Raw genomic sequence first — 12,542 nt, 5'->3', positions numbered from 1 at the left:
GAAGATCCCGTCATGCTCGCCGCTCGTCGCCGCCAGCACTCTGCTGACCCCATTGAACGGTTGATGGCTAATGGCTCGCTCAAACCCAAGTCGCTGGGTGAAAATATTCCTTTCAACAAGAAGGTTCGCCCTTCGATGACTGCCGGTGACCGTACTGTGAGCATCATTATCAACGTCATCTTGGTACTCGTCGTCATCGCAACACTCTACCCGTTGTGGTTCGTCGTTATCGCATCGTTCTCGAACCCGACGAGTGTTGCTGCAGGTACTGTGACTGTGCTGCCGAAGAATGTGACGTGGGTGGGTTACGCCAAAGTGTTCGCCAACGCTCGCATTTGGCGTGGATATATGAACACGATTCTCTACTCTGTTCTCGGTACTGCTGTCAACATGGCAGTGACTATTCCGTGCGCTTTCGCACTCTCTCGTCGAGAATTTAAGCCTCGCCGTGTCATTCTCTTCCTCTTCACTGTCACCATGTTTATTGGTGGCGGTCTGATTCCGAACTACTTGCTGTACAAGTCCTTAGGGATTAACAACACCATGTGGGTGTTCATTTTGCCAGGAGCCGTGAGCGTGTACAACGTGATCGTCGCCCGCTCCTTCTTTGAAACTTCGATTCCTGAGGAGCTGCATGATGCTGCTCAGATTGATGGTTTGAGCTACTTTGGCTACTTCTTCCGCATTGTGTTGCCACTCAGCTCAGCAATTCTCGCTGTGATTGGCCTGTATTACTTTGTCGGCCACTGGAACGACTTCATGACTGGTTTGATCTTCATTACCGATGATACGAAGCAGCCATTGCAGGTGGTTCTCCAACAGTTGCTCCTCGTCGCACAAGGTACAGGAACAAACGTGGATGCTGCTGCCCAACAGCAGGCCGCTGACCAGATTAAGTTCGGTATCATCATCGTTTCGACTGCTCCATTGCTCATCTTGTACCCGTTCTTGCAAAAGTACTTCAACAAGGGTGTCATGCTTGGAGCCGTGAAGGGCTGATCAGCTATGAATCGCGATTTAACAGCCTTCGGGGCTTTCGCTCGAGGTTATGAAAAAGTCTGCCGCGCCATCCTTCTCGTCTTCGTCATCAATGTGGCTATTGTGGCTCACACGCTGCTCGGAGTCGTCGTGGCAGGCTTTTTCCCCAGCATTGCAGCAGGTTTTGCTACGTATCGCTCCTGGTTGCTGGACAGTGACCGTGAGTGGGGTGTGAAGCAAACCTGGATGTGCTTCCATCGAGTATGGAAGCAAGAGCTCATCTCGGCTAATCAGATGGGCTGGGCTCTTGCCGCAGGCTGGGCGCTCATCGGTTACTCTATGTTCCTCGTGTTGAGCAACGACATGGGGCCGCTGGGGTATGCTTCCTCGGGATTGCTGCTCTTGGCAGTGGTAATCTTAAGCCTCTTTAGCCTGATGGTGTGGGCTGTTCGCGCCAATTTCGCTGAAACAAACCGATGGGCTGCGCATGTAGCCATGGTCATGATCATCGCCCGTCCCGCCTGCAGCCTGCTGCTCATCGCAGTGGCAATCTTGGCGGTACTCGCAACCTTCACTTGGCCTGGAATTCTTGCCGCTTTCGGCCTGTCGCTTCCCATTGGCCTGACCCAAGCTTGCGTTTATGTTGCCGCAAGATTACCAGGAATGTCACGGCAAACGACTACTGCCAGCCAGCAAGCCCAGCCAGCCGCATTATCGACGCGCGGGGTTGACCAGCAAGCTCATCCCGCCGCAACTTCACCAGAAAGGAGGGGAAAATGAGTTCAACCTCCGCCAGCGCGCATACGTATAATGGTGGCAGCCGGCAACAAGGAAGTAGCCACAGGAGGCGCGGCATGATCTCAATGAAAGACATCGCAAACCAAGCGGGAGTTTCCATTGGTACCGTCTCTTTAGTGCTCAACGGCAAAACGGAGAATCGCGTTTCACAAAAAACGAGCGAAAAAGTGCTCCAGATTGCCAAAGAGCTCAACTACGAGCCCAACGCCGCTGCAAAAACGTTGAAAATGCGCAAGTCAAACACCATTGGCTTCCTCACTGACTCCATCGGCTCCTCACCCTACGCAGGAACCATACTTCTGGGAGCCCAGGACGCCGCACGAAAACTCGGCTACGTCCTGCTCATGGTCAACACCAACGGTGACAGGCGGCTGGAAAAGCAGGTGTTGTCAGTGATGCGCGGTTACCAGCCGGATGGCTATATTTACGCTCTCATGTTCCACCAGAAGGTGACAGTTCCTTCGCAGTTGGAGGGAATCCCTACTGTTGTGGTCGATGGTGAGGATCAGCGTGGGCTCGTGCCGTCCTATTTTCCTGATGAGTTTTCCATTGGCTATGACGCGACAACTCGTTTGGCTCAGGCTGGTTGCCAGCGTATTGCTTATATTGGCTCGCCTCAAGGTATTGTTGCTGAGATTAACAGGTACGAGGGCTACCGTCAGGCGCTCGCAGACGCGGGGCTTGAGTTTGACGATCATCTGGTAGTGCATTACGAAATTGAAGAGTTGGGTGATAATGAGGCTGCTGCTGCCCGACATTTGATTTCCACTGTGCAACCGGATGGAATTTTTTGCTTTAACGATCAGCGAGCTGCTGTCGTGTACGATGCTGCGCGCGAGTTGGGTTTGGCCATTGGTAGGGATATTTCGATTGTCGGTGTTGATAATGAGGCGATTATTGCGTCACTGTTGATTCCTCGTTTGACGACGGTCGAGCTTCCTCATTATGCGATGGGCTATCAAGGTGTGTTGCGTTTGGTAGCTCAGATGGATGGGGTAGAGGCTTTACGCCCTCTTGTGGCGTCTGACCCTTACGCTGCCACGGTTTTGAAGCAGATGGATATGCAGGCTGTTTCGCTGCGCTGTGAGCTGCTGGAGAAGGAATCAGTGGCGTAAAGCTGTGCGTTGATAGCGTGCAGAAGTGAAATGGAGGAGGGGAGAGGAAAGTGATCATCTCTCTTCCTTTAGTTAAACGTTTAACGTATACTAGGGAAAGACCCTAGCATAATTTGGCTGAGAAGAGGAGAAAATGGAAGCAGGATACAACGCTGTTTCACGGTCCTTCCCAACAGGCGTATACCGCACTCTTGACGTGTTCCTGGAAGGCGAGGATGAAGGAGTAGGTTGCATTAGCGTAACAAGCAGTGCGAGTGCACCCGAGGCGGCAAACGCTTCTTCACGCGATGAACGTTCAACGCGCACCTACCTCATGCCTCAAGGCCAGAAACGCCATCATTTTTCCATTCCGGTTGAACAATTCAGCACCGTGAACGTCAGCGTTGAGAATGCCATTGCACGCTACGCTTATTTGAACGATGCCGATGACCTCATCAGCCTTGGCGTGCAGATGGTCAATCTCGATGCCGAGAATTCGGTTTGGCCTGTGCTGCCGAAGATTGAAGACATGTACGACTCACGCCGTTCTTCCGTACATTTCGAACCGTCCACCCGCTGGATGAACGATCCCAACGGTTTATGCTATTTCCGTGGCCATTACCACCTCTTCTTCCAATTCAACCCCTACGGCTGGGGTTGGGACAACATGCACTGGAATCATGCTGTTTCTGAAGACCTCTTACACTGGCGCATGCTTCCCATTGCCCTGGAACCTCAAGCAGATTTCGCCACTCACCCTGAGATTTCAGGCGGAGCCTTCTCTGGCTCGGCGATCACCGTCGACGAAGAAGGAAACCCCTGTGTAGGAGCCGATGCTGACGCTATCCGCATTTATTTGACGCGACACCAAGAAGTCAGAGGGGACATCGGCTCTGCCGTGGAATGGCAAGCAACTGCAGTCAGCACTGACGCCATCCACTTCGGAGTAGAATCAGCAGTTATCACTCGCCCGAGCGAAGCCTACGGTATCGATTTTCGTGATCCGAAGGTAGAACTCGGCTCTCGCCTTGCTGAAGCCTCCTCAGACTCAGCCGGTGTAGATTCACATCGAGCTTACATAGTCGTCGCCTCAAACATTGCAGCAAGCGAACTGCCACAAACTGGCGGTGGTCGTACCCAGGAGCACAACCACTCTGACAATCTTCCTGCACCTCATGTTGCAGGAGTTTACGACGCGACAATCGGCGGCGATTTCAGCCAGTCACCTCGAGGTGAGCGTAACCTGAAAGAGAAGAACGAGCAGCAGATTCCTGCCATGGTACTGTTTTCCTCGTCTCTTCCGCTGCATGCCAACAAGCCGTGGCGCTACGAAGGCCCAGTTCTTGCCGACCGTGCACATAGTGTGGCGAAAACATACGAATGCCCCGACCTGTTCGCTCTGGATGGCAAGATTGTCGCTGCGGGCGCACTCATGCACTATCGCGACCATGCAGGCCGCTTCCAACCTGTGAAATGGTACGTGGGCAATCTGGTGAACAAGCGCCTTGAAGTTGAAGCTTCTGGAAACGTTGACTTTGGCAACGCCTTCTACGCGACGCAGAGCTTTTATGACGATTCTGTTCCTGGTGGGCGCCGCATCGTGTTTGCCTGGATGGCTGACTACGCTGAGACTGCGCATGAAGAAGTAGGCCTCGCTCATGGCACGATGTCCCTTCCGCGAGAGCTTCACGTGAAACATGGCCGGTTGTATTCGCACCCGATCGCTGAAGTATATAAGGAACTAGTGGGAGAGACTCTCTACACTGCTAATCCGGAGGAGCTCGCTCAAGCTTCAGTCAATGACGCTCTTCTCAAGGCTGCTCAGCTCAGTGGCAACGCATACTTCGCTGACCTTACTTTCACTGGCGACGACGACTTTAGCTTCCTTGTCGCCCAGTCTTCCGACGGTAGCCAGATTGTCAGAGTGGTTCAGCGCGACGGCATCGTACGGCTCGTCACACAAGGAATGCGCAGTGACGACATTGATTTCCATAGCACGCAGCTGACACCAACCCGTCACCTCGAAATTTTCGTGGATCGAACGATGATCGAAGTGTTCGTCAACGATGGTGAAGACGCCGCAGCACTCCAATTCCCCATCACCACCAGCGCAGTGTTCGCTGTCGACAAGCCAGGCAGCCTCGCTACGCTCTCACTGCACCAACTGAACCCCGTGTGGAAGTAATGGCGAGCTGAAGTTGAGTTGCCGCTGATTCCAGGTAGATGCAACGATGATGAGACGCGCGTAAGTTTTCCCCTGACTTGCGCGCGTTTTTTCTCATAAGTTTCCGTATGTTTGCTCGGAATTGACACGACTAAGCAATTTTGAGTAAAAATGCGAAGATCAGTCAATGCCGGTGACAGCCAAGAATGGCTTCATTCCAACGAAAACAAGAATATGCACAGTAGATTTGAATTGTGAATGAGTCGGCAGAATAGTTGCTAAGCTCGTACTAATACTTTTAATCAGAGGTGATTAAAGAGGAAGGCATGACGATGATAGTACGACGTCAACAACTGGAGAACCAAGGAAAGCCCAATGCAGACGCACTCCAAAAATATGCAGTCGCACTCGATATTGGTACAGGTTCTGTGGGGTGGGTTGCTATCAACCAGAATACCTACCGATTGATGAGAGCTCGAGGAAAAGAACTCATTGGAGCCCGTTTGTTTGACCCGGCTCATACGGCAGCTGAACGCCGTGGTTACCGAGCAGCACGTCGTCGCTATTCTCGTCGCTCTTGGAGGCTTCGTCTACTTGATGAGCTGTTTGAACCAGCAATTCGCCAGATTGATCCTTCTTTCTTCCTCAGAAGGCAGTACTCGTGGGTTCATCCTCAGGATGAGAAAACTATTGCTGATAAAGGATTAAACAGAGATTCCTTGGGCTATCTTTTCCCTACCAAAGATGAAAACCTTGCATTTGCGCATCGATATCCGACTATTTACCATCTGCGTCAAGCTTTGATAAATGACACAGAGAAACACGATATTCGCGAGATTTACGCAGCTCTCCACCACCTGGTGAAGTACCGTGGCCACTTCCTCACTGAAGGTGAAATTGACGCCTCACGAGTACTCAATGATGAAGATGTTACAGCGTTGGTAGCCTTCGCTGTAAATCTCAATTCAACTGAGGAACCACGAGTCTCTCTCGATACCGATGACCTTGCTGAAGAGAAAACTTCGTTAGTACCTTCTCTCGAACACGCGCTTACTTCACAGGGCAGCAAATCTATTCGAGCAGATCGAGCACTTGAGATTGCCAAGGATAATTTCAGCAAGGAAACCGCTGATACCTTGAAAATTGTTTTCCGCGCGCTGACAGGTCTGCAGACTGATTTTGCCAAGCTCTTCACCAAGGACGAGCTTGATACGGACCAAAAGAAGCTCGTCAGTGTTCGGTTTGATGCCGAAGACCTTGATGATAAACTGCAGGAAATCTATGATTCTGGCATCTTCACTGAAGAAGAGATTTCGGTTATCCGTATGATCCAGACAGTTCACAGCGAAGTAGAACTGGAAATCCTTCTATCAGGAGAAACCAGTATTGCTGACGCGAAGGTCACGGCGTTCAATAGCCACCGCGACCATTTGCAAACTTTCATGAGCTGGGCAGATCAGGTTGATAACCAGAGCAGCGGGGAAGAAAAACTAACTTCAAAAGTCAATGAGAACTACTTCATTATGCTCAAGCGTAATGTGCGGTGGAGCGGTTCAAAAGCACAAAATACATATGAAAAGGCATTAGGTAATGCCAAAAAGTTCTTCTGCAACGTTGAAGAAAACACCATTCTTGGCAAACCAAGTGAACTGTTCACCAATGAGCAAGGTTTCGTTCCCTTCGATGGAAAAGAATTAACAATTGAGCAATTCTCAGACTTGGTATCAGACCCGGACCAACTGTTCCCGCTTCTGAGAGATAAGAACAACTCTGTCATTCCGCATCAGCTGAGCGGCAATGAGGTAAAGAAGATAATCGAGAAGCAAGCGAAATATTATCCTTTCCTTGCTGATACCTTCACTAACCGTGATGGAAAGTCTGAATATAAGATCCTTGGCTTAGTGAACTTCCGTGTACCGTACTTCGTAGGCCCTCTTGCTACCCAGCAGAGCGTTGAAAATGGTGGGTTTAATGGTGAAAACCATTGGATGCAACGACGTGCTGGTCATGAGCATGAGCAGATTACTCCTTGGAATATTCATGAAGTAGTCGACTACGGAAGGTCTGCTGAGCAATTTATTGATCGTCTCACGGAAACTGACACCTATTTGTTGGGCGAGAAGACGCTGCCACAGCACTCTTTTACCTACGAGCTATTTGAGGTGTTGAATGAGCTCAACAATATTCGTGTTATTGCGCAACAGGCGAATCGCTCGTATGAGCATATCCGCCGACTCACGGTTGATGAAAAACTCGTTCTTCTTGATTTGTTCAAACAACATAAGAGCGTTTCTCAAAAGAGAGCAGAGGAAGTTCTCAGTGATGAATTCGTGGCAGCATATGAGTTGAAGGGTTTTGCAACTCCAGGCAAGTTCATGGCTTCGCTTGATTCATATATTGAAATGAGGAAGGTACTTTCTGCCTTCATGCCTCACAGCGAAGTCAGCAAGCTGGTCGATGATGAATCAAAGCGTGACTTCTTTGATGATATCGTTATCCGACAGACTGTGTTTGAAGATGAAAAGATGCGTGCAGATGAAATTCTTCATCTTCTTCAAAGCTCTGTGCTGGATGGAAAAGGATATGACCTTCGTGCTCTTGCGCAGAAATTCGCGAAGACTCACTACACCGGTTGGGGAAAGCTATCTCGGAAGTTCTTAACCTCACGCGAAATTCGCTTCGGCTCAGAACGTTTCTCCGTATTGCAAATGCTGGAGAAAGATAACAAGAATCTGCAAGAGATCCTCAAAGATGATGATGAGAACACTGGCAACCATTTCTCACAGTGGATTGAACAGTGCAATACAGGGTGGTCTGAGAAGCAAGAGCATATTAGCTCTGAGCAGCAATTCATGGAAGAGCTTCAGCAGAGGCGTATGTCTGCACCTGTTCGACGCGGTGTAATCCAGGCCTTCCGAATTGTTCAAGATATTACCTCTGCTCTTGGCTGTGCTCCTTCTGCTTTGTACATTGAAATGGCAGACGAAGTTCAAGCATCTGTAAGAACTTCTCGACGTGAAAGGCAGTTGCAGGACCTGTTCAAAGCGATGAAGAAAACATCAGATTCTTCATTGACTAAGGACATCTCTGAATTAGAAAAGCAGCTCAAAGATCGTGATGTTCAAACTAATGACCGTCTCTTCCTGTACTTCCTTCAGCTAGGTAAGGATATTTACACGGGTGAGCCAATCAATATTGATGAGATCTCGAGCAAATACGATATCGATCATATTATTCCACAGAGTCTGGTGAAGGATGATTCGCTGGAAAACCGTGTTTTGACGAGCAGACCGACGAACGGTTTTAAGTCTGATCGAAGCTTCCTGTGGCATGATGGTGAGAACAAGCCTCAAGTCCGTAATTTGTGGAAGCTACTTCATCAGAATGGTTTGATGGGACAGAAGAAGTACAATAACTTGTCTCGTCTGGCAGATGATCAATTGAGCACCGTTGAGAAACAACGTTTTGTAGCGCGAGCTTTGGTGGAAACCCGTCAGATTATGACGAATGTGGCTGATCTGTTTCGTCATCATTACGACGATCAGATTGTTGTTCGTGGTCTGCCGTCGACAGTGACCCATGATATGCGTCGTTATCTCGGCTTCACAGAAAAAGACCGTGATATCAATGATTATCACCATGCGCAAGATGCTCTCTGCATAGCTCTGGCAGCGCAGTTTGCTCAGAATCGAGGTTTCTTCGATAGTGAGAGAAATTCTGATGGCAATCTGTTTAACCTTTGGCTTGAGCGTCAGAAGGATCAATATAGGAAGCAGTTAGGTAAGGATGATGGTCATAAAGCAGTGAAGCCAAGCAGTGCTTATGGCTTTATCGTTGGTAGCATGAGATCTTCTTCTGTTGAAAAGCAAACGAATGCTTTTACAGGAGAAGTTGTGTGGGACAAGTCGAATTATGATTATGCCCAACATGTGATGAACTTTAAGAAGATGCTTATCACGCGGCGTAGTGGTGATATCAAGGGTAACTTCTTCAACCAGACGATTATTCCGCGCACTGCTCCTGGCAAGAAGGCTCCAACAGCACATGGTAAGGATCCAGAGTTCTATGGTGGTTTTGCAACTCCGCTGAGTTCTTATATGGTTCTGATTTCCTATGTCAAGGGAAAGAATGAGGTTACCAGCCTTCAGACTTTCACTGCACAAGAAGCTTCTCTGGTCCAGTCGGGGCAGAAGAGTGAAGAGGAGATTATTCGAGCTCGTGGTATCAACAAGTTCACAGTGTTGTTGAAGCATGTTCCTGTTGGTCAGCTCGTTGAATATCATCCAGCAAAGATGGGTAAGAAGAAGTCCCATCTTGTTCGCTTGGCTTCTGCAACTGAGTTAAAGAATGCTCAGGAACTGTGGCTAGAGCATACTGATTATCGAAAGCTTCACGTCTTCTTGACGGAGAAACCGGAGAATTTTGACCTGCTGATTTCTCGGATCAATGATTCTTCAGATCCAGTTGATGTTGCCAGAGAAGCTAGTGCACTGATGCGTAAGTTGATGCATATCACGCATCGGAAATATGCTAAATTCACGCAATTCCCGGATGATGAACAAGCATTCCTAGAAGTATTTGAAAATGCTGATACTGATGAGCAGCAAAAAGCTTTCAAAGCGTATGTAGGAATTCTGAGCGTCCCAGGAAAGCTTCAGACGGCACTTCATCAGTACGGTTTTGGAACAGCATTTGGAAGAATTCAGGATAATGGGCTGAAATTCCAAGATACTGATATCTTCATCTTCCAATCTCCAAGTGGAATATTTGAGAAGAGAATGACTGTTGCTCAGCTCAAGGAACAAGCGCAGAAGAATGCAATGAATGATGAATAGAAGATGAAATACAAAAGGCCTCCCATTGGGAGGCCTTTTGTTTAAAGCCTTTCGGCGAAAAACTGTGAAGCTCCTAGTTTCCTAGTTGCTTTATTTCGACGCCTGTCATTCCAGAGACTAGAAAAACGTCTGGAGTTGTGACCAACAACTCTTTAATCAAGTATATACCTAAGGGGATAAAATGGCATGGAGAAATGTAATTATCTCGCATCATTGCAAAATTAGTTCAAAATTGGGGTCTCTACTAGTTCAGACCATTGATAACTCGTATCAGATTCCTCTGTCTGATCTTGATATGGTGCTGATTGAATCTCCTCGAGCGATGATATCGACGCATGCTCTCTCGCAACTGTGTGATAGGAATATTGCAGTTATATTCTGCGATGAGAGAATGCAACCAATGGGGCAAATTATGCCTTTCAATGGTACTGATTCCCAACGGGCGCATATTCTCAATCAGATGCAATGGCAAGAAGAGCGAAAGGATATGCTCTGGCAATCAATAGTAAAAGCAAAGATTTGTAACCAAGCATACGTTTTAGCTCAACAAGATGTTGCGGATTATGATGATGTGGCAAAGCTAGCGGATCAGGTTGTTCCGGGCGATACGAACAATAGGGAAGCGGTTGCTGCACACATGTATTTTCCACGTCTCTTCTCTTACGAATTTACGAGAGGGGATGATGAAAACCCAATCAATTCCGTACTCAACTATGGCTATGCAATCCTCATGTCTGAGGTAGCACGACAAATCAGCGTGAACGGGTATCTGTGTCACTTTGGAATTCATCACGATAATGTCAATAATCAATGGAACTTTCCATGTGACCTTATGGAACCTTTCCGCCCGATTGTTGATAAATTCGTTATTGAGAATGAATTGAAGGAAATAAACCCAGAAACAAAGCGCAAGCTCGTTGATCTCCTTCTGACTCCTTGTCCCGAATATCATACGAGCCTATCTCTCGCCATAGGAAAATATGTCCACGATTGTATTTCATATCTCAATGGCAGTGAGAAGCTTCCAACAGTGGAGCTGGAACAGTGAGGTATCGAGTTATGAGAGTCATGATCTTCTTTGATCTTCCAGTTGTTACAGCAGTCCAAAGAAAGCGATACCGCCAGTTCAGGAGGTCATTGATTAAGGAAGGCTTTCTGATGATCCAAGAATCTGTTTACGTTCGTATAGCTTCCAATGAAAGTGCAGCTCGACTTCTCGAGCAGCGCGTCGCAAGTTTCACGCCGAGAGAAGGAATTGTTCAATCGCTGATCATTACCGAAAAGCAATACACAGGAATCCGTTTTCTCGTGGGGTCTTCATCGGAGGATGTCCGCAACTCAATTGAAAGGACGATCGTCATATGATTACGCGCATGGCTACTCCAATGATGGAACATCCAATTGAACCGCAGCTTGGAATTAATGTAATTGCCATGGAAAACACATCCGCATACTTTGATCTGGTTCAAAGTATCTCGTCAAGTGAAGAAAAGTGGTTATTCTTCTCTGATAAGAAGCGTGTAATAGCTTCAAAAGTCTGTATTTTCCTGGGTGATCCGGCATCTGGAATCGATGTGAACAGTCTTTTCAAGAAGGTAATGTTCTCTCAACTGATCTCGTTTCTTCAAGATGAACAATATCAGGAACTTCACGAGATCACCGAGCAGCTATATCAATTTATGGTCAATCTCGTCATGAGCAACGAGATGGATATTGAACTGGATAATGAATTTGACCCTAAACTACTTCTTGAATTGTTCCATCCGCGACTTGCAGAGTCAGATGCTAATTCGGCATTTGAAGTGCTGCAAGATATAATAAAAATTGCCGGAGCTCTGCAGGTTGAGCAGACACTCGTGTTGCTACATGTATTTGATTACTGCACGAATGAGCAGATTGAATACTTACAGCGTGAAACTTTAAGACAAGAATTACAGGTACTTTGCCTTGAGAGGTCTAACCAGCCTCTTGAGTTTGAGAAAGGGCGGAACTGGTATCTTGATGCAGATTGGACAGAACTTTACTGAATGTCTCACCAATGTTCAGCACTTGTTCAGCGAACATTAAGGCTATCGGTTTCGGAAGCCTGTCATTCCAGAGACTTGAGAAACGGAGTTCAGTATTATTCTCAGGCTACTGGGGTTTCGGAAGCCTGTCATTCCAGAGACTTGAGAAACGCCCGCAAATGCACATGCCGCGCCGTCAAGGTTTCGGAAGCCTGTCATTCCAGAGACTTGAGAAACCTAGCTGGCTGTCCATGTCGACAATATACAGTTTCGGAAGCCTGTCATTCCAGAGACTTGAGAAACTGTCGCTTGCATCCTCGGCATCGTGTTTTTGTTTCGGAAGCCTGTCATTCCAGAGACTTGAGAAACCCGGTCGCGGGCATGGTACGCGATGCTTCTGTTTCGGAAGCCTGTCATTCCAGAGACTTGAGAAACCAGATGATAGAATAAAAAGCACTGCACACCGTTTCGGAAGCCTGTCATTCCAGAGACTTGAGAAACAATTGGGACTCAAAACAACCCGCAAGCGCAGTTTCGGAAGCCTGTCATTCCAGAGACTTGAGAAACTGAAGAGTGAGAAGGAAGCCAGGGCTAAGGGTTTCGGAAGCCTGTCATTCCAGAGACTTGAGAAACGAGCCTGAAGGGTGGGGCGTGTGATGGTATGTTT

Annotated in this window: 8 protein-coding genes and 1 CRISPR repeat array; all 8 genes read left to right on the top strand. The window is 48.0% G+C overall.

What is annotated here, in order from left to right; all coding sequences use genetic code 11:
• The first annotated feature begins 63 nt into the window (after nt 1–63).
• The 8 genes from AEAE_RS05880 (at nt 64) to csn2 (ending at nt 11,896) form a co-directional block, all read left to right on the top strand.
• Nucleotides 64–999 (top strand): carbohydrate ABC transporter permease, encoded by a 936-nt coding sequence (locus AEAE_RS05880; protein ID WP_094690296.1) that lies wholly within the window; start codon nt 64–66, stop codon nt 997–999.
• A 6-nt stretch (nt 1,000–1,005) separates the two neighbouring features.
• Nucleotides 1,006–1,758, top strand: coding sequence for a YesL family protein (locus tag AEAE_RS05875; RefSeq protein WP_094690231.1), 753 nt, complete (start codon nt 1,006–1,008; stop codon nt 1,756–1,758).
• Nucleotides 1,759–1,832: 74 nt separating this feature from the next.
• The gene (locus AEAE_RS05870) at nt 1,833–2,891 is read left to right on the top strand and encodes a LacI family DNA-binding transcriptional regulator (RefSeq protein WP_244569662.1); all 1,059 of its coding nucleotides are present in this window, start codon (nt 1,833–1,835) and stop codon (nt 2,889–2,891) included.
• 133 nt (nt 2,892–3,024) lie between these two features.
• Nucleotides 3,025–5,055: a GH32 C-terminal domain-containing protein gene (locus tag AEAE_RS05865; RefSeq protein ID WP_094690229.1), complete on the top strand. Its 2,031-nt coding sequence runs from the start codon at nt 3,025–3,027 to the stop codon at nt 5,053–5,055.
• 305 nt (nt 5,056–5,360) lie between these two features.
• Nucleotides 5,361–9,869 (top strand): type II CRISPR RNA-guided endonuclease Cas9, encoded by a 4,509-nt coding sequence (gene cas9 / locus AEAE_RS05860; protein ID WP_094690228.1) that lies wholly within the window; start codon nt 5,361–5,363, stop codon nt 9,867–9,869.
• 181 nt (nt 9,870–10,050) lie between these two features.
• Nucleotides 10,051–10,917: a type II CRISPR-associated endonuclease Cas1 gene (gene cas1, locus AEAE_RS05855; RefSeq protein ID WP_094690227.1), complete on the top strand. Its 867-nt coding sequence runs from the start codon at nt 10,051–10,053 to the stop codon at nt 10,915–10,917.
• Between the two features lie 11 nt (nt 10,918–10,928).
• Entirely contained in the window at nt 10,929–11,234 is a 306-nt protein-coding gene (gene cas2 / locus AEAE_RS05850) for a CRISPR-associated endonuclease Cas2 (RefSeq protein ID WP_094690226.1), read from the top strand.
• Between the two features lie 8 nt (nt 11,235–11,242).
• On the top strand, nt 11,243–11,896 hold the full coding sequence (gene csn2 / locus AEAE_RS05845) for a type II-A CRISPR-associated protein Csn2 (RefSeq protein WP_158520547.1): 654 nt from the start codon (nt 11,243–11,245) through the stop codon (nt 11,894–11,896).
• A gap of 48 nt (nt 11,897–11,944) precedes the next feature.
• Nucleotides 11,945–12,508: a CRISPR direct-repeat array (repeat unit 36 nt; unit sequence GTTTCGGAAGCCTGTCATTCCAGAGACTTGAGAAAC).
• Between the last annotated feature and the right edge of the window lie 34 nt (nt 12,509–12,542).

The sequence above is a fragment of the Aeriscardovia aeriphila genome (assembly GCF_002259595.1).
Lineage (GTDB): Bacteria > Actinomycetota > Actinomycetes > Actinomycetales > Bifidobacteriaceae > Aeriscardovia > Aeriscardovia aeriphila.
This window is presented reverse-complemented; position numbering and strand designations above follow the sequence as displayed.